Below are 22,269 nucleotides of genomic sequence, written 5' to 3'. Positions count from 1 at the left end.
GCGCGGCTTGCCGCGGATCACTGCCGGGTCAGGTTGCCAACTCCCCGGACTCGTCGATTCCGACTTCGCGGTCTTGCTCGTGAACCGATCGGTAGCTTGGGCTGCGCCCATCCTGCAAGTGCACTGCCGGTTCATGCATTACCGCCTCCTCCCGTCGTCCGGTAAGTTCTACCGCGAACGCAGCGAAGGGGAAGGTCGCGCAATAGCCGAAGGCACTGAAGTGTTCTTTTCCCGCTCAACGGAATCACGTGCCAATAAGCGGGGCGCCAGATAGCATCCTGCAACCGAGTCCCTTCTCCATTGGGGACGATTCCATGGATGGAGGAGGTAGAACGAAGTTTGGAACCCGAGTCGAGAAGCTAGGAAGAGGAGTGGTTTCGTCTTTTTGCCCTCACGGTAGAGACCGGCAACAGGGTTTGCGGGGTAGCGTGCATAGGCAAGGAGGATTTACCGTTACCCCAGGATCCACCCTACCTGTTGAGTGAAAATCGAGCTGTTGCGATGGACCTGAAGCAATCGTGGATTACTGGACTGAGCTTCGGACTTACCTCCGGTGTGATCACCACGCTGGGCCTGATGGTGGGTCTGCACTCGGGTACGCACTCCACGTTGGCGGTCGCCGGCGGCGTCATCACCATCGCCATTGCCGATGCCTGTTCCGATGCGCTGGGCATCCACGTCGCCGAGGAGTCCAGAGCGACGCGTAACACGCTGGCCATCTGGGAAGCCACCATTGCCACCTTGATCACTAAGATGGCGGTGGCGCTGACCTTTCTGGTGCCGATCTTTCTGTTCGAACTGAGTACCGCCATCGTCGTCGCTGTGGTGTGGGGGTTGCTGCTGCTGACCGTGCTCTCCTGGCGCCTGGCCCGTCATCGCGGCGAGTCCGCGCTCCCGGTGGTGGGTGAGCACCTGCTGATTGCCGTTGTCGTCATTGTCGCCACCCACTATGTCGGAGATTGGGTGGCAATAGCGTTTGCATAGTCAAACGGGTCATTCGTAGAGTGGGCGTAGCACACCCATATTTATGGAATCGAGAGCGTTGGCGATGTCCCAATCTGCCGTACTGAATAAGATTCTCTCCGACGAGTTTCGGCTCCTGAGCTTTCGCCCGTTCCAGCCCGATCCATCATTGTTCAATCACTACCTGGCCTTCGGATTGCTGGTTACCTGGCTCTGCGGGGTAGGGCGTTATTGGGACAATCCGCGCGCCGATCTATGGCAAACCCTCGGTTTGGGATCGGTGGTCTATGTCTTCTTTCTGGCACTGGTTCTGTGGGGGATCATCCATCCGCTGAAACCGCAGAACTGGTCGTACCGAGGCGTGTTGCTGTTCGTGACGCTGACCTCGCCTCCGGCCCTGCTCTACGCCATTCCCGTGGAGCGTGTCTTCACGTTGGAAACGGCTCAAACCATCAATGTGTGGTTCCTGGCCGTGGTGGCCGCATGGCGCGTGGTGCTGCTTTATCTCTACCTCAAACGGTCTGCAAAGCTGTCGGGATTCACGATTTTCGTCGCCTGCTTTCTGCCGCTCACCCTGATCGTCAGCGCGCTGACCGCGCTCAATCTCGAACATGTGGTTTTCAGACTAATGGCGGGGCTGGAGGAACATGAAAAATCAGCGAATGATGCCGCCTACGTGATCCTGCTGCTGATCACCTATGTTTCGGTGATGCTCTCGCCGGTGCTGCTCGCGGCCTATGGGTGGATGGTCTACAGGTGCCACAGAAGGGCGCGTAGCAAGCACAGCGCGGACTGACTGCGATGGCACTCGTTGCGTACCAGCAACAACATTGCAGTCCGCGAAGTGAGCGCTCCTGGCCATGCCGGACAGGGCATCGCGCGGCAGGATCTTGCGGTTTATCCGATGTGTCGCAGCTCAATAGGCGTTATTCTGATCCGGCCCACCGGAAAAGCGACTGCGCACGTCATGGCCATAATGAAGACCGACAAGAGCACCGTCAAAAAGCCACCCGCCAGGAAAAAGTCTGTTGCCGCGAAGCGTACTGCTCCGAAGAAAAGGCCCCCCGCCCCTCGTTCAGCGACGCTGACCGAAGGGAGAGCGCGCAGCATCCGCGAAGGCCGCCACGAATGACGGCGTCGGGGTAACGCGGATTCACGGGGGAATCATGACGGATTACTCAAAGCTGTCCCGCGAGGCGCTGATCGAGGAACTGCAGCAGCTGCAACGCCACTCGCAGCAGGCTGAGGACCAGGGGCGGGCCGCGCAACTCGCCGAGGAGCTTCGGGTCCATCAGGTCGAACTGGAGATGCAGAACCGCGAGCTGCGCGAATCGCAGCAGCTGCTCGAGGAGGCGCGCGTCCGCTACGCCGATCTCTACGATTTCGCGCCGGTCGGATACCTGATCGTAGACCAGCGGGGCCGCATCGACGAGATCAACCTTACCGCGGCAAGCATGCTCGACCAGCCGCGCGCCAACCTCATCGGCCTGCCATTGACAGGCTGGTTGCGGAGCCCGGATATCAAGCGTTTCTTCGATTTCCTGCGTGCACTGGGGGGTGCCGGGCGGCTCACCGTCAGCGGGCTGCAGCTGGTCACCCGGGCGTCTCCCAATCGCCACCTGCGGTTGAAGGGAACCACGATCGAGAACGGAGAGGAGGCGCCCCCCCGGTTTCGCATCGCGCTGATCGATATCACCACCAGTCATAACGCCGAGCAGGCGCTGCGGGGGAGCGAGAGGCGTTATCGCAGCCTGTTCGATGATTCGCCGCTGCCGCTCTGGGAAGTCGATCTCTTTGCGGTTCGCGATTTGCTCGCCGGATTGCCGGAACCGCAGTCGATGAGCCTGGGCGATGTTCCGCGTCGCGATCGACCGATCATCCACCAATGCATCCGCCGCATGCGCATCGTCGATGTCAACCAGGCGGCGCTGGAGCTGGTGGCGATGCCGCGCAAGGATCATCTTCTGCAGGGTATCGCCGCCCTGCTGACCGCCCGCTCCTGGCGCGCACTGGCCAAGGCCTTTGGACTGCTGTGGCGGGGAGGGTCTCAGTTCGTCATCGAAACCTCGCTGCGCTGTTGTGACGGCGCGGTGCGCGATGTGATCATGCACGTCCATGTCGCACCCGATCACGGGCACACCCTCGGGCGCATCGTGGTCGCCATGGTCGACATCACCCAGCGTCTGGCGGCGGAGCGGGCGCTGCGCGTCTCGGAGCAGCGCTTTCGTGCGCTGCTCGAGCAGTCGCCGGTGAGCACTGTCCTGTATGCACCGGACGGTACGTTCAAGGAGGCGAATCCCGCTTGTCTGTCCCGCTGGGGTGTCACTGTCGAACAGCTGCGAAACTACAACATCCTCGAAGATCTGCAGCTGCAAGCCTTGGGCATCCTGCCCACCCTGCGCAGAGGATTTGGCGGCGAGGCGGTGACGACTCCCGAATTCGAATACGACGCTGACGCACGGTTCGGCGCCGTCGGGCGCAAGTGGTGGGCGCGCCTGCACATCCACCCGATCCGCATGGGCGGCGACATCGTCGAAATCGTGGTGCAGGACCAGGATATGACCCGGGAGCGGTTGGCCCGCGAAGAGGCGCGCCGCCGCCAGAACGAACTGGCCCACGTGGCGCGTCTCACCACCCTGGGCGAGATGGCGACCAGCCTGGCGCACGAGGTGAACCAGCCGCTGATGGCGATCTCGAACTACGCCGAAGCGTGCCTGGAGATGACCGCGGCCGGTGCTGCCGATGCGCCAACCCTGCGCGGGGCCTTGCGGGATATCGCCGGTCAGGCCAACCGCGCCGGGGAGATCATTCGCCGCATCCGCAGCTTTGTGCGCCGGGAGCCGCCCCAGCGCAAACGTACCAGTATCAATTTCCTGATCGAGGAGGTGCTGCAGTTCCTCACCAGCGACATCGATCGGGCCGGCTTGCGCCTGTGCTACGAATTGAGCGCTGAGCTGCCCCCCGTGGCCGTTGATGACGTGCAGATCGAACAGGTCATTCTCAACATCGTGCACAACGCGCTGGAGGCGATGCGGGAAAACCCCCCGGCCCGGCGGATCTTGACCATACGCACCCTGCGCCAGCCGGGGGGCAAGGTACGGGCGGAGTTCGTGGACACTGGTCCGGGGATTGCCGCGGAATCATTACCGCAGATCTTCGAGCCCTTCTTTAGCACCAAAGAGCACGGTATAGGCATGGGGCTCGCCATCAGCCGTTCCATCATCGAGGCCCACGGCGGGCGTCTGACGGTGGCGTCGGTGCCGGGCGAGGGCACGACCCTGAGTTTCGATTTGCCGTTGAACGGCAACAGGGCGCCGATTCGGTAACGATCGGGCCGATCGGTGAAAGCGAGCTCGTGTCGGGCTCGAAGCAACCTGCTGGGGTGAGCGGTGTAACCATTTACGGATCGCAGCTGTATAGGTACTTATGCGAATTGCGCCGCTTCGGGTTTCGATCGTACCTTCAGCTGTCACCATGGGTGAAACCTATGCCGGTCAGACCGAATAAAGTCACATCACCGTACGCCACCGTGCTCTTGACGCCATGCCCAAAGCGTTGAGCTATCCATTCGGCATTGCCGCGCTCGGCCTCGGTTACTTCCTGGCCGGACAAGTCGGGCTGGCTATCGACGCCCTCGAACCCGGGCATGCAGCAGGAGCAATCTGGCCACCCGCGGGCGTGGCGCTCGCGGTGTTGTTGCGTTTCGGTATCGGTCTGTGGCCAGGCGTTGCGCTGGGCAGCGCGCTGGTGACCTGGGAAGCCGGGCATTCGGGAGGAGAGATCGTTGCGGCGATTCTGAGTGGCACCCTCATGGCGCTCGCAGGTGCGTGGCTGTTAAGCCGCAGCGCGCGCTTCAACGCACAGCTGCGGCACGTGAACCACGCGCTCGCCCTCACCTTTCATGGTGGCGTCGTCGCCGGACTGGTGGGTGCGGGCATTGTCGCCTTCGGGGTTCTGTTCGCGGGAGCGGATTCACTGGATGCCCTCTCCGTCGGATTGTTCGGCTGGCTCGGCAATGCCAGCGGCGTGTTGCTGATGGCCCCCCTGGTGCTGCTCTGGGTGGGCGACGGTAGCGCCTGGCGGCTGCCGCATCCTGCCGGCGAGACAATCGCCTCCCTGGTGTTGCTGGCGCTCGCCACCGCGATCGGTTTCGGGCTGCTGACCCTGGGCGAGGACATGGGCTTGCCGCTAGGCTTCGCGCCGGTTCCGCTGCTGGTATGGATCGCCTTGCGGCTGCCCTTGCGGTGGAGTGCGCTCGCCGTCGCGCTCACCGTGCTGATCGCCGGGATCGCCACCGCCAACGGCCATGGGCCGTTCGCCTTGTTCAGAACAACGGAGCGCCAGCTGTTGCTGTGGACCTTCGCGACCACGGTGGGTATGACGACCCTGCTGCTGGGGATAGCGGTCGATGGCAAGCGCCGCGCCATCGACCGGCTGCGGCAGCTGGCAAGGGTCGTCGAGCGGATCGGCGCCGTGCGCAGCCTGCGCGAACTGACCACGATCGTATGCCGTGCCACCCGCGAGCTGACCGGCGCCGACGGCGTGACCTTCGTCCTGCGCCAAGGCGCCGAGTGCAACTACGTCGACGAGGACGCCGTCGGTCCGCTGTGGAAGGGGCAACGCGTCCCGCTTGAGTCGTACAGCGCCGGGTGGGGCATGCCCCACGAGCCTCCGGTCGTCATCGAGGATGTCTATGCCGACCCGCGCCTACCCCATGAGCACTACCGTGCGACCTTCGTGCGCAGCCTCGCCATGGTGCCGATCGGCCACGGCGAGCCGCGCGGCGCTATCGGCAGCTACTGGTCGGCCAGACATCGGGCCAGCAGCGAGGAGCTGGCGTTGGCTCAGGCCGTGGCGGAGGCCGCCGCGGTCGGGCTGGGCAACATCGACCTTTACCAACGGCTCGATTCGGCGCGGCGCGATGCCGAGACTGCCGCCGCCGAGCTGCGCGCCAGCGAGGCCTTCAAGGACAAGGTGCTGGAGGGATCCTTGAACGGCCTGTGCCTCTATGACCTGAAGGCCCATCGGTTCGAGTTCATCAACAGCCAATACACCACGCTGACCGGTTACACGCTGCAGGATCTCAACAGTCTGACCGCCGAGCGGTTCCTAGCCCTGTTTCATCCCGACGACGTCGCGCGCATTGTTCGACACCGCGAGGCCCTCGCCAATACCGGCGATGCCGATGCCCGGGAGATCGAATATCGCTTGCGCCGATCGGACGGGCGTTGGATCTGGCTGCTGTCCCACGACTCAGTGCTCGAGCGCGAAGCCGACGGGTCGGCGCGCCGGATTCTCGGGACCTTCGTCGATGTCACCGCCCGGCGCGAGGCGCAGGAGGCGGAACTGCGCGGGCGGGCCGACCAGGCGCTGGCCGAGCAGCACGCGCTGGTTGCGGAGATCGCCACCAGCCTCGCCCACGAACTCAATCAGCCCCTGACAGCCCTCACCAACTATTGCGAGGCCGCCCGGTTGATGACAAGCGCCGCGGAGGGCGTCGCCTCCGAGCGGCTCCCGAAGGTGCTGCAACAGGCTTGCGACGAGGCGCAGCGTGCCAGTGCGGTTGCACGCCGCCTGCGCGATGCGGTTGGCGCGGGGGCAGGGGAGCGGACGACGGAGGTCCTGGACACGATGATCACGTACGCCATCGCGCAGGTAAGCCCCGCGGCCGAGCGCAGCGGGACGCGTATCCACTACCCGGAGGCGAGGCCGGCGATCCGCGTCACGGTAGACCGGCACCAGATCGAGCAGGTGCTGAGCGCGCTGTTGTACAACAGCCTCGAGGCGATGCAACGCAGCGCCAGTCCGCGGCGGGAGGTCACGGTCGACACGGCGCACCATCAGGGGTGGGCCGAGGTGACGGTGCAGGACACCGGCCCGGGTCTCTTGGCGGTCGCGGATGCGGAGCTGTTCGATCTCTGGGGGTCCGGCCGTCACCGGGGCGCCGGGATCAACCTGGCCGTCTGCCGGTCCGTCGTCGAAGCCCACGGTGGCCGGCTGCGCGCCAGGTCCGGCGGTGAGGAAGGTGCGAGATTGAGCGTCGTGCTGCCGCTGACGCCCAACGAAGCGGTGCCGATCGGCCCATGAGCGAAACGTCGGTGGTCTTTATCGTCGACGATGATCGCGCCGTGCGCGAGTCGCTCAGCCTGATTCTCGAAGTGGCCGGTTGGGCGGTGGAGGACTACGCCAGCGCGGAAGCGTTTCTGGATGCCTATCAGGACGATCGCCCCGCCTGCCTGTTGCTCGATGTGCGCATGCCGGGGATGAGCGGCCTGGAGCTGCAGAAGCGGCTCGCCGAACGCGGTGTCGCGTTGCCCATCATCTTCATCTCCGGCCACGCCGATGTACCGACCTCGGTCTCCGCGATGCGCAGCGGTGCGCTGGATTTTCTGGAAAAACCCTTCCGCAAGGAGCAGTTGCTGCAACGCATCCACGAGGCGCTGGCAAGGGCCGAGCGGTTGCACGCCGGGCAGGTGGAGCGCCGCCGGGTGCTGGAGCGCCTGGCGCACCTCACCCCGCGCGAGCGGGAGGTGATGGCGCTGGTCGTCGCGGGCAAGTCGAACAAGGAGATCGGGCGCATCCTCGGCACCAGTCACCGCACGGTCGATATCCAGCGGGCGCGGGTGATGGAGAAGATGGCGGTCAACAGCCCGCAGGAACTGACGGCCCTGGCGGTGCGCTTCGGCCTGTGCGGAGCGGAGGCCTGAGCGTACGCACTGCCACTTCCCGGCCCGCAGCGCCCAGTGGCATAGGTTATGACACGTATTTATCGCACCCTATCCGCGCCCTTATGCTCTCTCCATAGCCCGAGGGAGGGGCGTTCGCCGTCAACAGTGCGACAGCGCGCATCCGCATCCTCCCCACGGTAGTACTTTGCGCTGCGGCGCCCGCCCGCTGTATCCAGGGAGAGATGAATATGGACGGCAGCACAAACAGCGATGGGCCAGCGCTGTACCTACCCCAGAAAACGGTGGGGCTGGCGATCGGCGCCGAACTGCGTCTGGCCCGCTTTTACCGGGAATCAGCCAACCGGCTCCGGCCCTTCGATCTCGGAATCAGCCATTTGCTGGACATGTTGGTGCTGGAGCGTGAGCAGCAGCGCCGGGAGCTCGGGTCGTTGGCCCAGGCGATGTTTGGTGCCCTGCGTATCGTCAGTGGTCCCTGCCGGCGGCGCGCCCGCTATCCCGCAATCGACCACTTCTTCGTCCTCAGCCCGAACGATGCGACTGCGCTGATGGGCAGGGCCGTGCGGTTCGAGCGCTGCGCCGGCCGTTTTCACAACCGTTGTGCCGCGCTTGAACGCGTTCCCCAGTTGCATCAGCTTTATCGCCGCTTCAGTGAAAGCGACGGAAAACGTGCGGAGGTGCTGGAGGAGGCCATCGAAGGCCTCGGGATGCAGCCGCTGGCCGGCACGATAAGCGCCTGAGGCGCGCCATGGGAGCCTGTCGATTCTGCGGCGAAGATTGCCGATCGGCGCGATAGTCTTCGCCACTCGATCCGGCAGAGATGCGGTACGGGCGAAAAGGAGCCTACGATGGAACAGAGATGGTGTGAGCGCTGGAAAACCGATGCGCCGGTGCTCGTGAAGAGCGGCGCAGGTGGCTGGCTATCCGGTCAGATGCGGGATATCAGCGTCGGCGGCATGTACGTCGAGACCCGACGCAACTCTTTGCCCTACACCGATGTTGTGGTGCGGATCGTGTTGGGTGACGAGGGGAAACACTGGATCCAGGAGTTTCCCTGTTCGGTGATTCACAACAGTCACCAGGGCATGGGGCTGATGTTGTCGGTCGTGGATAGATCAACCCTGCCGGCCATAAAGGCGCTGATGCCCCACTCCGCAGTTGCACCGCGGCACGCCGTGGCTGCCACCGACGCTAAAGCGCAAACACGGTGGTTCGGCTCCGAGAGTTAGCCGTGAGTGCCCTGGCCGGCGACACGCTGGGACTCGGTATCATCGTCGACGAGATGGGTGCCCGCCGCGGCGCGTTGCGCGGCAGGCAGACGTGAAGGTTGCGTCAGGAGGCGTGGTTGGGTCGCCTCTGGGTCATTCCGGTGCCGTCGGGCATGCGGCAAGCTGATTGGAAAGCACGGGATGGCGGTTTACCGCTGAGCTCAACGCGGCAACCAAACGGTTCTTTCATCGAGTCGAGGAGACGGGTGTGATGGATGCGCGCTGGGGAAAACGTGACTTACTGCAAGCGCCGGTGGTCTTCGGGCAGTTCGGGGGCGGCGAAACACAGGGCGCCATTCGCAATATCAGCCACCGGGGTCTGTATGTGGAAACGGCGCACCCCCTTCAGGTTGCATCCTGCGCGCTGGTCAGCCTGATGGCCGGTGATAACCCCGAAAAATGCCTCTACCAGACGGCCGCGCTGGTGGTTCACCGCGATGACCAGGGTATCGGGGTGATGCTCCCCGAAGGGGCTGGGCACATAGTGGCCGCGTTGTGCCAGGCGAAACCCACGCTCGAATTTACTACTCTGGGGTGAGTTGTTCTGCCTTGAGGACGGAATCGACTCCGATTCGTTTTCGAGGCCGCTGACCGACTCGGAGTGCACCGTCTGTAGAGGGTGACCGCCCGGGTCGCGGGTATCGACGACAGCGTCATACGTGCTCGCACGTATTTACCGCCATCCACACCCCTCCTAGCATGTTTGTTAGCGTTGATCGTTCCCGTGCTTTACCCGCACACCACCGTTTCGAACCGATCGCAACGGCGTTGCTCGGAAAGCGCTCGCCTGGGCCGGGCAACAAGGGGCGCACGCTGTTGGAGGAGGGTGCCCACCCTGTTACCCGGATCGCGCAAGCCCCGTGAAGATGACCACGGACAGGCTCGCAGCGACGGACTCTTCCGCTCTCTTCCGGTGAAATTTCGGCGGATCAGGCCGAGGGCTGGTGGCACCTCACGATCTCGATAACCAGACCATAACGTTGATATGAGAGAGGGAAACCGATGGATCATCGATGCAGCGTTAGAACCGACACCCGCCTACCCGTATTGCTGCGGGTCAGTGGACAGTGGATACCCGCAGTGATGCGCAACATGAGCGAAGGTGGATTGTACGTCGAGACGCCCCGCGTGCTAAGGACTCACGCCTACGTTGCCGTCGTAGTGAAACCGACTCGCCGCGGCGAGGAGCGTTTGCACGAGCTTCCGGCGCTGGTCGTGCATCGCGATGCGGCGGGCGCGGGACTGATGTTGGCGGGCAACGAGGCGGTGGAGTGGTGGCGCTATCACCCCCGGGCGCGCGTGGGTGCAGCGGAATCATTGCACCCGCGGGGATTTCCGTGGACAGCGGGGTTCGCTGTCTGTATCGATCTATAACGACAAGCAGGAGTCAGCAGCCATGACGCAGGCGACACCCACGAAAGTCACTTCGAGGCAGACCAAGAAAAAGGCGACCGGGAAAACCGTTCGCAGCCGCACTTCGCGATCGCGTGATCCGGTGGTGCCGATCGACTCCGAAACCCGGCGCTCGATGATAGCCGAAGCGGCCTACTACCGGGCCGAGACGCGGGGATTTGCGCCGGGTCTCGAGGAGGCCGACTGGCTGGCCGCTGAAAGCGCGATCGACACACAGTTTTTGTCGAGTAGCGACTGAACCCCTTAACAGGGCCACGTCAATTCAGGAGGCGACACAAATGGTAAAGGGAGCCAAGAAAAATTTAGCCGCCACCGGGGGGGAAGGCGAATTGCAGCCGGCGGCACCCCTGCACCTATGGAGTTTGTTCAACGACATGGAGCGCGCGATGGAATCGTGGCTACCTTCGGGTCTCGCGCATCCCTTTCGTTGGCACGCGCCGCTGCGGCGCGATGTGGCATTGCCCTTCGGTGAGCGTGCCCCCTGCGTGGATCTCATCGATCGGGACAAGGAGATCGTGCTGCGTGCGGAGTTGCCCGGCGTTGAAAAGAAGGACCTGGAGGTATCCGTGACGGACGGATCGGTGACCATCAGGGGCAAGGTGAACCACGAATCGAAGGAAGAGAAAGAGGATTATTACCGTTGCGAGCGGGTGCAAGGTTCTTTTTCGCGCACCGTGCCACTGCCTGCCTCGATCGATGGAACCAAGGTAAAGGCCTCCCTTGTGGACGGATTGCTGGAGTTGCATCTGCCCAAGCTTGAGACGACCAGACGGCATACGGTCAAAGTCGAGTAGGGTGCCAACGTTCCGTCAGCAAGATTCAGCCGGCGCCCGCCGGCTTTTTTTTTTCATAGCGATGCAAAAGGTGTGGTGATCTATGAGCGCGGGAGAGCTGTGTAATCGAGATGTCGTGGTCATGGAGAAGGGCGAATCCGTGCGCGATGCTGCGCGGTTGATGCGCGACGCCCATGTCGGCGACATCGTGGTGGTTGAGGAGCGGCAGGGTGATCGCGTACCCGTGGGGATAGTGACCGACCGCGATCTGGTGGTGGGGGTGATGGCCGCGTCGGTCGATCCGGATCGGCTCACGGTAGGCGACATCATGAGCCTCGATCTGCTGACGGTGCGTGAAGATGAAGAGCTGCTCGAGGCGATCCCGCGCATGCACACCAAAGGCGTGCGCCGGATTCCGGTGGTCGACGTGGCGGGCGCGCTGCAAGGTATCCTCAGCGTGGACGATATGATCGAACTCGTGGCCGAGCAGATCTCCGGGCTTGCCGCGCTGATCCGGCTGGAACAGCGGCGCGAGCGTGAGCGGCGGCCCTGAGGAAGACCGGCAGACGGAGTTTCGAGCGCAGCAAAGAGATCGCGGAGCAGACGATCGGTCAGCCGGATGCCGTGTTCTTCGTCCAAGCGTCGGGCGATCGCCGCACCTTCCTACGGAACCGGCCGCATTTCGCCCACGAAAGTCGTCAGGTCCTCCAGTAGCGCCCACGGATAAGTCAGCCAACGCCATTTCAGGATTCCGGCGACGTGGAAATCGGGCGTGAAACGCGACTGGATCTTGTGATGGACGGCGGCAGTGCGGATGGCTGTGACCGTGCCAGGGGTGCGCAGGTGGTCGAGCGCGACTTCGAAGGTGGCGCCGCTGTCGCTGACATCATCCACCAGCAACACCCGTCGGCCCCCGAGGTCCGCCGCCAGCGGATATTTGACCACCGCTGCGGACTGCTTATGCGGGCCGTGGTAGTGCTCGATCCTGAAACTGGTCAGATCCATCAGGCCAGGCGCATCGGCGAGGGGATGCGGCCTGGCACCCAGCCGCCGCGCCCGATGGCGACAATGATGTCGGGATCGTAGCCGCTGGATCGAATTCGTTCGGCAAGTCGCCAACACAGTCCGTGGCACCGATTCCAACAGAGCGGTTCGCAGGGTATGCCCATGTGAGGTATTTCCCGGGTGGTTTCCAACGTGTGTTAGACGATCCCGACGCAGATAGATGTTAGTGTACGGTGATACGCAAGCGCTTTGAGAAGGGCGTGACAACACGGGCGCTATCGTCGGGCGGCGGCGCGGAAGGGTTCGATTCCGCAGCCGGGTGCAACACCGACGATAGGGCTCGCGGATATTTCTAGCGAGGGGAGCTGGTTAATGATTCATGTCAATCGTGTGGTGCTGGATGTGTTGAAGCCTCACCATCCCAATGCGTTGGAGTTCTGCCGGCACATCGCCGAGATCGGACCGGACTACCGCGTCAAACTCACCGTGCAGGAGATGGATGAGAAAACCCAAACCCTGAAGGTGGTGGTGGAGGCGGGAAACATCGATTTCGACAGCCTTCAGGAGGTCATCGGGCGCATGGGGGCCTCGCTGCACAGTATCGACGAGGTGGAGGTGGCGAGCGCACCGGGTGCCGCTCAATAGCGCTTGACCATGACCGTCGCGTGACCGCGCGGCGCGGATCCGATGCATGGCGAATCCCATCCAACAACTCCTGTTCCTGCTGCATATCACCCGCTCGCACGGCATCGTGCGCCGCTACTTCGTGGTCAACGGCTTTGACGGGGCGCTCACCATGCTTGGCCTCAACATGGGATTCTATGTCGGTGGCGGCGTCGAAGCCTCCGTGGCGCTGAGCGCCTGCCTCGGCGCGGCCATCGCCCTCGGGATGAGCGGTCTCACCAGCGCCTACATCAGCGAATCCGCCGAGCGTCAGCTCTGGCTGCGGGAGTTGGAGGAGGCCATGGTCAGGGATCTGACATCCTCGGCGCACGGCAGAGCGGCGCGCATCGTCCCGCTGCTGGTGGCGCTGGTGAACGGCGCGGCGCCATTCCTGATTTCGCTTGCCATCACCGTGCCGTTCTGGCTGGCTCTGGCCGATATTCGGCCGTGGCCGGATCCTGTCGTGGCTGCAATCGGACTGGCTTTCATCGCAATGTTCGGCCTTGGTGTCTTCCTTGGACGCGTCAGTGATTCGTCGTGGTTGTGGAGCGGGATCAAGGCAGTGCTGATCGCGGTGGTCACGGTAGCGATCATCTGGCTGGTGGGTGATTGAATGGCGGAGACGGCTACGCGCTGGCACCTGCAGACCCCTGCAGCCGCGGTCGCTGAACTGGGCAGTGATAGCCGCAGCGGCCTCAGCCAGGCAGAGGCGGTGGAACGGTTGGCAGCCCACGGGCCCAACGCCATCGCCGAGGCCGCGCCGCGCACGCTGCTGGGCATTCTGTTCGGTCAGTTCACCGATTTCATGATCCTGGTACTGGTGGCGGCGGCCGTGATCTCGGGTTTCATCGGCGAAATCCAGGACACCATTGCCATCATCGTCATCGTGATTCTCAACGCGATCATCGGTGCGGTGCAGGAGTACCGCGCCGAGCGTGCGGTGGCCGCGCTGCGGTTGATGGCCGCGCCCGAGGCCCAGGTGGTCCGGGATGGCGCGACGATCACCTGCCCGGCGATGGAGTTGGTCCCCGGCGATCGGGTGCTGCTGGAGGCGGGCAGCGTGGTGCCCGCCGACCTGCGTCTGATCGAGGCGGTCGAGCTGCAGACCGACGAGTCGGCACTGACCGGCGAATCGCAGACCGTGGAAAAGGGCAGCGCGGTCCTGAGCGAACCCGATCTGCCCCTTGGCGACCGCATCAACATGGCCTACAAAGGCACCCAGGTGACCCGCGGCCGTGGGGCCGGCGTGGTGGTGGCCACCGGCATGGCCACCGAGTTGGGACGCATCGCCGAGCTGTTGCGCGCAGAACGTCCGGCCAGGACGCCTTTGCAAAAGCGCCTGACCCGCTTCGGTCGTCACCTCTCACTGGCGATACTGGCGATCTGCGCCCTCATCTTCAGCGTCGGGCTGTTGCAGGGTCAGCCCATGCTGCTCATGTTCCTCACCGCCATCAGTCTGGCTGTCGCCGCCATCCCCGAAGCGCTCCCGGCGGTGGTGACCGTCTCCCTGGCGCTCGGCGCGCGCAAACTCGGCCGGCGCAACGCCCTGGTGCGGCGCCTGCCGGCGGTGGAGACCCTGGGATCGGTGACCTACATCTGTAGCGACAAGACCGGCACTCTGACGCAGAACCGCATGACCCTGGAGACGCTGTTCCTGCACGGCGCAAGGCATCCGGTCGCGGCCCTGGGGGGGCGGGACGATGCGCTGGCCCGGCGGCTGGGTCAGGCGCTGGCGCTGAACAACGATGTGAGCGCCGACGACGCGCAAGCCGCGCCGCTGGGCGATCCCACCGAGGTGGCGCTGTACCTCGCCGCGCGCGAGGCGGGGTTCGATAAGGCGGCACTGACGGCGGATCTGCCGCGCGCGGGGGAACTGCCCTTCGACGCCGAGCGCAAGTGCATGACCACCGTCCATCCGGAAGGGGATCATTTCGTCGTCTTCGTCAAAGGGGCTCCGGAAGCCGTACTGCCCTGCTGCCAGGCGCTGCTCACCAACGACGGTGCACAGCCCCTGGATCGGGCGCTGTATCTGAGCGAAGCTGAAGCGCTCGCCAGTGAGGGTTATCGCGTCCTGGCCATCGCCTATCGTGAACTACCCGCTCTGCCCGTTGAGATCAACGCGGCGGCTTTGGAGTCGGAGCTGATCCTGCTGGGTCTCGTGGCACTCATCGACCTGCCGCGCGACGAGGCGCCCGCGGCGGTGGCGGACTGTAAATCGGCGGGGATCACCCCGGTGATGATCACCGGTGATCATCCGGGAACGGCGTGGGCGATCGCGGTACGGCTCGGTATCGCCGAGGAGGGCGATCAGGTGCTGACCGGCCCGGAACTGGGTGAACTGTCCGACCCGGCCTTCGCGGCGCAGGTGCGCGACATCAGAGTCTATGCACGGGTCACGCCGGAGCAGAAGATCCGCATCGTCACCGCGCTGCAGTCGCAGGGGCAGTTCGTCGCCATGACCGGTGACGGGGTCAACGATGCGCCGGCCTTGAAGCGCGCCGGGATCGGCGTCGCCATGGGGCAGACGGGAACCGATGTGGCGCGCGAGGCGGCGGACATGGTGCTGCTCGATGATAACTTTGCCACCATCGTCGCCGCCGTGCGCGACGGGCGACGCATCTTCGACAACATCCGCAAGTTCATCAAATACACCATGACCAGCAACTCCGGCGAGATCTGGACGCTGCTGCTGGCGCCGTTTCTCGGGCTGCCCATCCCGCTGCTGCCGATCCACATTCTGTGGATCAATCTGGTGACTGACGGTCTGCCCGGCCTCGCGCTCTCCATGGAACCCGCCGAGCGCAACCTGATGCGCCGTCCGCCACGCCCGCCCGATGAGAGCATCTTCGCCCACGGCATGTGGCAGCACATGGTCTGGGTGGGTCTGCTGATCGGCGCGCTGTCGCTGATCGGACAGTCCTGGGCCTACCGTGGCGATGCGGGTCACTGGCAGACGGTGGTGTTTACCGTACTTACCCTCGCGCAGCTGTTCCACGTGCTTGCCATTCGCTCCGAGCGCGACTCGCTGCTCACCGTCGGTCTGTTCAGCAATCCGGCGCTGCTCGGCGCGGTGCTGCTGACGGTGGGGCTGCAGCTGGCGGTGATCTACGTCCCGGCGCTGAACGTCATCTTCAAGACCCAGCCGCTGTCGGCACTCGAACTGATGGTCTGCTTTGGCTTGGCTTCATTGGTGCTGGTGGCCGTGGAACTGGAAAAATGGCTGTTCAAACGGGGTTGGCTGTACGCCGCGACGGGCTGACGGATCCGCCCGGCGCCACCCTCTGCGGAGCGTGTTCAAGTGATCGCACTGACGGACAGCGGCTGCATAGCAGTGTGCGGCTCGTTCCCAGACATTGCCGAGCATGTCGTGCAGTCCGAAGGGATTGGAGCGGAACGAGCGCGACGGCGCGGTGGCGGATGTCGCACCACTCGTGCCGGCAGTTGACGCGCCCGGGCAGCATCGCATTACCCCGGCGGTAGAAAATAAATTTGTTCCCTTTGATTTATCTTTGCGAGCCTCGATGCAAGCTATCCACCAATCTTGCGGATTATGGCCATCGCTGTGTCGTGCAATCTCTTCGAGATGTGGGACAGTGTTTGCAATAATTGCTGCTGCTTCTGTAGCGCGTTCTGTAGCTCCACGTTGGCGAGTTGCCCGTCGTTCGATGTGGAGACCAGCTTCGCTTCCAACCCGCTAATGTAGGTCGTCAGGATTGACTTCTCCACGATCGGTCTTCGTGCGGGAATCAGCCTGTTTTTATACAAGCGGTCATCTGGCGCGAAAGCACTTGACAGGGAGTTGCCGCCTCTCCTTGAATGCCCGGTCGTGTGCGCCCGAGCTCGATTGATTTCATCCCTGATTCGATCTTTTTGTTCGTTGAAGAATTTCACTTTGTCGGCATGCGATCGCAGACTGGAGGAGGCTTGTAGGTAGCTTTCCTGCATCACCCACTGCACTAACGCATTGACATCAAGCGCTGGCTTTGCTGTCGCCATGCTGTGAATCAATGATTGCCATCTCTTCTGGGCAAGCCTGGAATTGGGGTCTTTCGCCAACAGTTTGCCGATTTGGTTGAGTTCCTGTTGTTGGTCACTTGTAAGCGCCATGTTTACGCGATTGATCTGGGTGGCGGTTAATGTTTTGTGGTCCGAAAGTTGCCGCTGCAATCGGTCGGCCTGTTGCAGAGAGGGCGGAATCGCCGTCGATCCGCGCCCCGCTGCGGCGAGATCGCCCACCCCGTAGAGATAGAGCACGGCGCCAAAACATGCGGTGATCAGTACCTGTTTTTTCGACTGTTGTCCGTTCATTTATCGTCACTCCTCACCGAGCATACAGGACAATGTCTCTGCGAATGCTCGACCGTTTGGGCAGTTGGGGAACCTCTGAGCACAACTCAATCCGAGGCCCCCTAAATAATTCGTCGCTATCTCCCGGGGTTTACGGTATTGCCAATATCTTCAAGCTTCTCCTCAAAGGATGGTCCCTCTCCTCGCATATTATCTTCCACTCCAGTCGCGTCGATATTCACTCCGCCTCTATTACTTGATCGACGAAGATCGTCAATACTTGGTGTGGAAAATCCATTATCGTCCGGTTGCTCTTCTTCCTCGTCCGCTTCTGGAGACAATAGCCCCGCCGGTACACAATTTCCATTCTCGCCAGGCTGAGGTTCGCCTGCAGTCCGGGGTGGTGCAGAACCATTTTCGTCACAAGTTTGCGGTGTTGTATCTTCAGGCTCCCTTTTTTCGCCTTTCTTTTTTGCTACAAAGTCATCTGCAGCTGTCTTGCTTTCAGGTTGGCTACCTGCATCGGATAGTCCAACACCCGATTTTGCTGCGTCGCTACTACCTTCATCATCTGCATCATCTTCGCTTTCCCCATCTTCGCTATTTTCACCATCATCACCAGCGTCCCCATCATCGCCTTTACCATCTTCGTTATCTTCATCATCATCGTCGTTGTCATCATTTTCAGTGCTACCGGATTGACTGCCACCTGATTCCGTACTCTGACGCTCTGATGGCCGTCTCTCTCTTGATCTTTCAGTGCCGTCTGGATTTAGCACGACCGTTTCATTGGTTGTCGGATCCACAAAGATATGCGTACCATCGCTACCGGTTAGGCTGCCATCGCGGTTAACACGCACACCGTCACCCGCAGCAACATGCTCACCATTCGAAAGGACATAAACGCTTTCCCCTTCAACCGTAGTCGCAGGTGTGGCAAATCCTGTCCCGACCGTCCGCGGTGTACTGGTATGTTGACTACCGTCCGGTGTCGTTGTGACCGTTTCACCATCGCCATTCGCTGAAACAGAAGTACCGTCGTTATAACTCACGCTACCGTCTCGGTGAATCGTAGCCGGTGATCCATCGGGTGAAGTGGCAGGAACTTGTTGGCCGTTGCTCAAGGTGTATGTGTGCGTACCATCATGGGCTCGGGAAGGTTGAGCAAATCCGCCCCCCCTTGCAGTGTTGTCAGTGCCGCCATTTTGCTGTGACGCAGGAGCTGCCGGTACATCCGTCGCTCCGGGACGCATGTCTGATCGGCCGGAGGCATTGTTATTCTGATCACGACCTGGGTTTGGGGAGGTGGGTGACGTACCGACAGAAATCGGCGACTGAAAGCCTCCTGGCGTAGCAATGCGAGGATTTCCTGGCGCTTGTGAACCGGGGTTGCGAGCCGAATTGGTCGGTGCGCCTTTGGGCGGTACTGCGGAAGGGCGAGTCCTAATTCCTTGCGACGGCGCGCCTTGCTGGATCTCTGGAAGCGTCCGAACTGAGGCTGGCGGTTGCTTGATTGGCGCTGCTGGCACCGGGGGTAGCGTTTGCAGGCCCTCGCTAATTGCGGGATGGGTGCCAGTTGGTGCTTTGCTTGGGGGTATCGATTGCCCGGTCAGTTGCTTGTTCGGCTGATCACTACTCACCTGCGGCTGCAGCGCTACACTATTAGCTCTTTTTTTGGAGCTGATGGCGGTGGCACTGTCTGCACCCCAACTAGAAAGGCTATAGGAACACAGTACCAACACTGCTGCAGCCGTTGCCGTAAGCTTGAAAATTTGCATGTTGCTACGTCTCTCCGTGAATGCCGCCTGATCGAACCAACGCAGGCAAAGTGTTATTCTTAAGTCGCTACCCGCATCTAAAAGGTTCACACGGGGCCATCGTTTTTTTGCAGCCTCCCAACTGACCTTGGGCCGTCTCGTGTCGCTGCAGGGATCGTCTGGATCGCACGCAGCTACCGCGATATGTTTTGCCCGGCACGTTACGGCAAATCAGCAAGGTGCGGCATGGGATTGCTTATTAGGGAACCTCCGATTAAGTCTGTTTAGATGCGAGTGTTGTTCAGAGGCGGTGAGCTCAAGGCAGAAAGTGCAGCTAATAACCCGCTATTGTCCAGCTTTCCAACACCGAAATCGTCGCTTCTGGGCAACAGAATCACTGAACACGACTTGATCAGAGGTTCCCTGGATGAACCGCATCCAACCAATGAAGTCAGCCACCTGTAACACCCTTCATAAAATAAATCATGAAGCCTTACTATAGGCGCCCGGTTTGCCCCGGTACTATTTTTTGAGCAGATGATTTAGTGGAATTCCCGGGGGGGGTTTGATGCCAGGAACATTCGACTTTTCGCTTTGTGGAACATCCGACGACGGTGTAGTGCCAACCGTCTTCGGCTTTTCAATTCCTGGAATATCTCGTGGAGGCGTAACGCCAACGTCTTTGGATTTCAAGCCATGTCCAATAGGGCAATTTATTGAGTAATGTACAACATTGGAAATAAAATATTTGGGCTCGAATCCAACAACATGTAAACGCCCGGTCTCAAGCCCCGCCTTGTTCTCCACCTTGAACTTGTGGTTTCCTATTGCATCCCCATTGCGATCAGTTACGACACGATAGACCGTACTCTTGCGTCCCAGGTGATTCTCCAGCCTGTAAGATAGCCGCTCATTTGGGCGAGTCGTACTGATCCCCACCTGCGCTGCAATTTCACAGGTTCCGTCAGCACGCGTAACCGGGCTGGTCTGAAGGGTTGCCCGTTTCACATAGAAATCAGTATCAGCAGCGCAGACAATCTCCATAGCTCGTAATGCTTCTACTGGAGGAAATGAATGCCCCTCTACGCTGTCGCCCCGGAACTGCCGGTGGCCCCATTCACCCGTCAAAGAAATGATAAGTGGCAATCTACGGTCTCTCGCAAAAATATCAACGGCACGATTACCATCGCTCAGCATCCTCTCTTTTTCTTTATTACATTCTCTGATGGCGAATTGCGCTATGACATCTCTCGGAATATTTATAGCTGCTGAGTCGCGATCTCGGTCCTGATTCAATCCGCTATACCGCTTTGACCATTCGAGGGGGTACTCAAGAGCGGCTCTATCGCGGGAACTCGACATTACTCTGAAATTAAGAGAAACGTGATCAAGAGGAACGCCATCCCCATTCGCTGCAACGCCAAAATTAGCCATGATTCGTACTGCACCGCCATTTAACAGCTCCGTGTATTCGTGATTTTGACTGATTACAGTTAAGGAATCGGGCGCAACCCCGTCGAATGACAGATCTTGTGCATGCCCACTACTTGTCCACGCAAGTGAAGATGTCGGCGAAAGAGCTGCACAAACCAGCGCTAAGCATGGCAAAACACTCGTCTTGATTTCGGGAAAAAAACGAACCAATCCGGTAACGGGTGTTGGCGGACTTAACAAGCGCCGCCTATTTATGGTTTTACTGCTTTTCAGTCGAATCAGATCAGATGCAGCCATTACCATCTCCCCATGTGTTTATGTTTTTGTGAGTCGAGCGAAACAATCCATCGGTTCAATTATTTTTGTAATCATAAAGATTATTTATCAACAAAGCTCTGAAAATATGGGGACGGAATTATTTTTCTGAATCGATGACGTTAGAGAGTTGCACTTACAAGTTGAATCCACGACAGTGGAAGAGACGGTTTGTCACCACAAAGTACACGAAGTACACAAAGTAAAAAAACGGATTGGGCTGGTTGGTGTCCGATTACCGCTGCACTGTGATGTGCTGTCGAATGACACTAAGCGGATTTTTCACAACTTCGTGAACTTAGTGTACTTCGTGGTAAATGGGCAGTTCGTCTTTTCCGAATAATGGGGACGGAATTATTTTCCTGAATCGATGACGTTAGAGGGTTGCACTTGCAAGTTGAATCCACGACAGTTGAAGAGACAACTTTTCACCACAAAGTACACGAAGTACACAAAGTAAAAAAACGGATTGGGCTGGTTGGTGTCCGATTACCGCTGCACTGTGATGTGCTGTCGAATGACACCAACCGGATTTTTCACAACTTCGTGAACTTAGTGTACTTCGTGGTAAATGGGCAGTTCGTCTTTTCCGAATAATAGGGACGGAATTATTTTCCTGAATCGAAGACGTTAGAGGGTTGCACTTGCAAGTAGAATCCACGACAGTTGAAGAGACAACTTTTCACCACAAAGTACACGAAGTACACAAAGTAAAAAGCGGAATGGACTGGTTGGTGTCCAATTACCGCTGCACAGTGATGTGCCGTCGAACGACACTAACCGGATTTTCCCAGCTTCGTGACCTTTGTGTGCTTCGTGGTGAACAGGCAGTTCGTCTTTTAGCCGCTGTTTAAAAGTGCGCGCAGAATAATGGGGCAGAATTGTTTCCCTGAATCGATGATGTTGATTGGCCAAGACCTAACAACTGACAAGGAGTCAACCGTTACCAGGGAGGGGGCGTATCGTGCTACCGGTATTCCCTGGGCAGAAAATTAATTTGTCCCGGTCTCCTGTTGAAGACTCGGCTTCAATGCCCATTGACTACGTATAAACTGTGCGGTGGGGGATCGGTTCGGCCTTAAGGGCAAGCGTGGGGCTGAATGTAGAGCTTACACTGGCAGATGCTGACGGTGTGGGTGATATCCTGCGCGAAGATGGCGAGGCGGCGGGCAATGGCTGGCGAATTACCGATGGATCTGAGCAAAAGGGCGTTGATTCTTCCTGCGCGCGACTCCTGAGTCAACTCAAGGGCACGCCCCGGCCCGTCATTGATGAAATAAAAGGTCGTTCCACCCGGGTGCACCCGGGGTTCGCGTTTCTCATGGACTAGATCGTATACCGGTGTGTCAAACGGAGCCTTCTCTGGCCGGCCGTGCTTGCTGGCTTAGAACATTCGCTTGCCCATAATGTTGCCACCGATGCGCTCCGTGGTACCTGCGACGCAGGTCATTGGCCGGGCCGGTCTCTCCCTCTGGGCCAAGCTTGAGGTTCTCGCGGAAGTACTGTTGATTGTGAGGAGCTTGCATGGGGCCATCGAGGCTGTTGAATTCGGTAACGAGGAGCTTTCGCATGCGCTTCTCAATGTTCGTTCCCGTGCCTTGGCCATCCCACTTCGAATAATGAAGCGGATTGCTTCAATCGGATCGTTAGTTTACTCCGATCGCTCGGGCACGAGCAGACGGTCCTCGCCGTTGACGTTGGCATA

22 protein-coding genes are annotated in these 22,269 nt (G+C 60.6%); 16 read left to right on the top strand and 6 right to left on the bottom strand.

The annotated features are described in order from the left end of the window. The first annotated feature begins 501 nt into the window (after positions 1-501). The gene (locus DWQ09_14250; GenBank protein KAA3627030.1) at positions 502-984 is read left to right on the top strand and encodes a hypothetical protein; all 483 of its coding nucleotides are present in this window, start codon (positions 502-504) and stop codon (positions 982-984) included. 64 nt (positions 985-1,048) lie between these two features. Further along, complete coding sequence (locus tag DWQ09_14245; GenBank protein KAA3627029.1) at positions 1,049-1,759, top strand: hypothetical protein; 711 nt, start codon at positions 1,049-1,051, stop codon at positions 1,757-1,759. A 101-nt stretch (positions 1,760-1,860) separates the two neighbouring features. Here the strand turns inward: DWQ09_14245 and DWQ09_14240 are convergent, their stop codons facing one another. Beyond that, positions 1,861-2,073 carry a hypothetical protein gene (locus tag DWQ09_14240; protein ID KAA3627028.1) on the bottom strand — a complete coding sequence of 71 codons (213 nt, stop codon included), beginning with the start codon at positions 2,071-2,073 and terminating at the stop codon, positions 1,861-1,863. A gap of 56 nt (positions 2,074-2,129) precedes the next feature. On the opposite strand from DWQ09_14240, the gene DWQ09_14235 reads away from it, so the two are divergent. The 10 genes from DWQ09_14235 (at position 2,130) to DWQ09_14190 (ending at position 11,656) form a co-directional block, all read left to right on the top strand. Continuing rightward, the gene (locus DWQ09_14235) at positions 2,130-4,289 is read left to right on the top strand and encodes a PAS domain S-box protein (GenBank protein KAA3627027.1); all 2,160 of its coding nucleotides are present in this window, start codon (positions 2,130-2,132) and stop codon (positions 4,287-4,289) included. A 217-nt stretch (positions 4,290-4,506) separates the two neighbouring features. Continuing rightward, the gene (locus DWQ09_14230; GenBank protein KAA3627026.1) at positions 4,507-7,050 is read left to right on the top strand and encodes a PAS domain S-box protein; all 2,544 of its coding nucleotides are present in this window, start codon (positions 4,507-4,509) and stop codon (positions 7,048-7,050) included. Beyond that, positions 7,047-7,670, top strand: coding sequence for a DNA-binding response regulator (locus tag DWQ09_14225; protein KAA3627025.1), 624 nt, complete (start codon positions 7,047-7,049; stop codon positions 7,668-7,670). The genes DWQ09_14230 and DWQ09_14225 overlap by 4 nt, the downstream gene beginning before the upstream one ends. 209 nt (positions 7,671-7,879) lie before the next feature. Then, complete coding sequence (locus DWQ09_14220) at positions 7,880-8,389, top strand: hypothetical protein (GenBank protein KAA3627024.1); 510 nt, start codon at positions 7,880-7,882, stop codon at positions 8,387-8,389. Positions 8,390-8,497: 108 nt separating this feature from the next. Then, positions 8,498-8,878 carry a PilZ domain-containing protein gene (locus DWQ09_14215; GenBank protein ID KAA3627023.1) on the top strand — a complete coding sequence of 127 codons (381 nt, stop codon included), beginning with the start codon at positions 8,498-8,500 and terminating at the stop codon, positions 8,876-8,878. A 250-nt stretch (positions 8,879-9,128) separates the two neighbouring features. Next, a complete protein-coding gene (locus tag DWQ09_14210) occupies positions 9,129-9,455 on the top strand; it encodes a hypothetical protein (protein KAA3627022.1) in 327 nt (108 codons plus the stop codon). A gap of 464 nt (positions 9,456-9,919) precedes the next feature. Continuing rightward, on the top strand, positions 9,920-10,291 hold the full coding sequence (locus tag DWQ09_14205) for a PilZ domain-containing protein (protein ID KAA3627021.1): 372 nt from the start codon (positions 9,920-9,922) through the stop codon (positions 10,289-10,291). 22 nt (positions 10,292-10,313) lie between these two features. After that, entirely contained in the window at positions 10,314-10,568 is a 255-nt protein-coding gene (locus DWQ09_14200; protein ID KAA3627020.1) for a DUF2934 domain-containing protein, read from the top strand. Positions 10,569-10,608: 40 nt separating this feature from the next. Beyond that, positions 10,609-11,124 carry an Hsp20/alpha crystallin family protein gene (locus DWQ09_14195; protein KAA3627019.1) on the top strand — a complete coding sequence of 172 codons (516 nt, stop codon included), beginning with the start codon at positions 10,609-10,611 and terminating at the stop codon, positions 11,122-11,124. Positions 11,125-11,206: 82 nt separating this feature from the next. Next, a complete protein-coding gene (locus DWQ09_14190; protein ID KAA3627018.1) occupies positions 11,207-11,656 on the top strand; it encodes a CBS domain-containing protein in 450 nt (149 codons plus the stop codon). A 110-nt stretch (positions 11,657-11,766) separates the two neighbouring features. On the opposite strand, the gene DWQ09_14185 is transcribed toward DWQ09_14190, so the two are convergent. Beyond that, positions 11,767-12,108 (bottom strand): hypothetical protein, encoded by a 342-nt coding sequence (locus DWQ09_14185; GenBank protein ID KAA3627017.1) that lies wholly within the window; start codon positions 12,106-12,108, stop codon positions 11,767-11,769. 372 nt (positions 12,109-12,480) lie between these two features. Here DWQ09_14185 and DWQ09_14180 point away from each other — a divergent pair, with 372 nt between their 5' ends. The 3 genes from DWQ09_14180 to DWQ09_14170 are packed head-to-tail and all read left to right on the top strand — an operon-like array spanning position 12,481 to position 16,030. Next, entirely contained in the window at positions 12,481-12,753 is a 273-nt protein-coding gene (locus DWQ09_14180; GenBank protein KAA3627016.1) for a hypothetical protein, read from the top strand. Between the two features lie 46 nt (positions 12,754-12,799). Further along, a complete protein-coding gene (locus DWQ09_14175) occupies positions 12,800-13,384 on the top strand; it encodes a hypothetical protein (protein KAA3627015.1) in 585 nt (194 codons plus the stop codon). Then, positions 13,385-16,030, top strand: coding sequence for a cation-translocating P-type ATPase (locus DWQ09_14170; GenBank protein ID KAA3627014.1), 2,646 nt, complete (start codon positions 13,385-13,387; stop codon positions 16,028-16,030). Here the strand turns inward: DWQ09_14170 and DWQ09_14165 are convergent. From DWQ09_14165 to DWQ09_14155, 3 genes are all read right to left on the bottom strand, one after another. After that, entirely contained in the window at positions 15,956-16,237 is a 282-nt protein-coding gene (locus DWQ09_14165; GenBank protein ID KAA3627013.1) for a hypothetical protein, read from the bottom strand. The genes DWQ09_14170 and DWQ09_14165 overlap by 75 nt on opposite strands. Positions 16,238-16,299: 62 nt before the next feature. Continuing rightward, complete coding sequence (locus tag DWQ09_14160; protein ID KAA3627012.1) at positions 16,300-17,079, bottom strand: hypothetical protein; 780 nt, start codon at positions 17,077-17,079, stop codon at positions 16,300-16,302. A gap of 454 nt (positions 17,080-17,533) precedes the next feature. After that, complete coding sequence (locus DWQ09_14155) at positions 17,534-17,740, bottom strand: hypothetical protein (GenBank protein KAA3627011.1); 207 nt, start codon at positions 17,738-17,740, stop codon at positions 17,534-17,536. Between the two features lie 3,914 nt (positions 17,741-21,654). Here DWQ09_14155 and DWQ09_14150 point away from each other — a divergent pair. Continuing rightward, positions 21,655-21,894, top strand: coding sequence for a hypothetical protein (locus tag DWQ09_14150; protein KAA3627010.1), 240 nt, complete (start codon positions 21,655-21,657; stop codon positions 21,892-21,894). A gap of 16 nt (positions 21,895-21,910) precedes the next feature. Here DWQ09_14150 and DWQ09_14145 read toward each other — a convergent pair whose 3' ends face one another. Continuing rightward, positions 21,911-22,135, bottom strand: coding sequence for a hypothetical protein (locus DWQ09_14145; GenBank protein ID KAA3627009.1), 225 nt, complete (start codon positions 22,133-22,135; stop codon positions 21,911-21,913). Positions 22,136-22,269: the final 134 nt, after the last annotated feature.

Source organism: Pseudomonadota bacterium (assembly GCA_008501635.1).
Classification (GTDB): domain Bacteria; phylum Pseudomonadota; class Gammaproteobacteria; order QQUJ01; family QQUJ01; genus QQUJ01.
This window is presented reverse-complemented; position numbering and strand designations above follow the sequence as displayed.

Coding starts and splice junctions, on each gene's coding strand:
- DWQ09_14250 (KAA3627030.1), top strand. CDS start 502: ATGGACCTGAAGCAATCGTGGATTACTGGACTGAGCTTCGGACTTACC.
- DWQ09_14245 (KAA3627029.1), top strand. CDS start 1,049: ATGTCCCAATCTGCCGTACTGAATAAGATTCTCTCCGACGAGTTTCGG.
- DWQ09_14240 (KAA3627028.1), bottom strand. CDS start 2,073: ATGCTGCGCGCTCTCCCTTCGGTCAGCGTCGCTGAACGAGGGGCGGGG.
- DWQ09_14235 (KAA3627027.1), top strand. CDS start 2,130: ATGACGGATTACTCAAAGCTGTCCCGCGAGGCGCTGATCGAGGAACTG.
- DWQ09_14230 (KAA3627026.1), top strand. CDS start 4,507: ATGCCCAAAGCGTTGAGCTATCCATTCGGCATTGCCGCGCTCGGCCTC.
- DWQ09_14225 (KAA3627025.1), top strand. CDS start 7,047: ATGAGCGAAACGTCGGTGGTCTTTATCGTCGACGATGATCGCGCCGTG.
- DWQ09_14220 (KAA3627024.1), top strand. CDS start 7,880: ATGGACGGCAGCACAAACAGCGATGGGCCAGCGCTGTACCTACCCCAG.
- DWQ09_14215 (KAA3627023.1), top strand. CDS start 8,498: ATGGAACAGAGATGGTGTGAGCGCTGGAAAACCGATGCGCCGGTGCTC.
- DWQ09_14210 (KAA3627022.1), top strand. CDS start 9,129: ATGGATGCGCGCTGGGGAAAACGTGACTTACTGCAAGCGCCGGTGGTC.
- DWQ09_14205 (KAA3627021.1), top strand. CDS start 9,920: ATGGATCATCGATGCAGCGTTAGAACCGACACCCGCCTACCCGTATTG.
- DWQ09_14200 (KAA3627020.1), top strand. CDS start 10,314: ATGACGCAGGCGACACCCACGAAAGTCACTTCGAGGCAGACCAAGAAA.
- DWQ09_14195 (KAA3627019.1), top strand. CDS start 10,609: ATGGTAAAGGGAGCCAAGAAAAATTTAGCCGCCACCGGGGGGGAAGGC.
- DWQ09_14190 (KAA3627018.1), top strand. CDS start 11,207: ATGAGCGCGGGAGAGCTGTGTAATCGAGATGTCGTGGTCATGGAGAAG.
- DWQ09_14185 (KAA3627017.1), bottom strand. CDS start 12,108: ATGGATCTGACCAGTTTCAGGATCGAGCACTACCACGGCCCGCATAAG.
- DWQ09_14180 (KAA3627016.1), top strand. CDS start 12,481: ATGATTCATGTCAATCGTGTGGTGCTGGATGTGTTGAAGCCTCACCAT.
- DWQ09_14175 (KAA3627015.1), top strand. CDS start 12,800: ATGGCGAATCCCATCCAACAACTCCTGTTCCTGCTGCATATCACCCGC.
- DWQ09_14170 (KAA3627014.1), top strand. CDS start 13,385: ATGGCGGAGACGGCTACGCGCTGGCACCTGCAGACCCCTGCAGCCGCG.
- DWQ09_14165 (KAA3627013.1), bottom strand. CDS start 16,237: ATGCGATGCTGCCCGGGCGCGTCAACTGCCGGCACGAGTGGTGCGACA.
- DWQ09_14160 (KAA3627012.1), bottom strand. CDS start 17,079: ATGAACGGACAACAGTCGAAAAAACAGGTACTGATCACCGCATGTTTT.
- DWQ09_14155 (KAA3627011.1), bottom strand. CDS start 17,740: ATGATGACAACGACGATGATGATGAAGATAACGAAGATGGTAAAGGCG.
- DWQ09_14145 (KAA3627009.1), bottom strand. CDS start 22,135: ATGCGAAAGCTCCTCGTTACCGAATTCAACAGCCTCGATGGCCCCATG.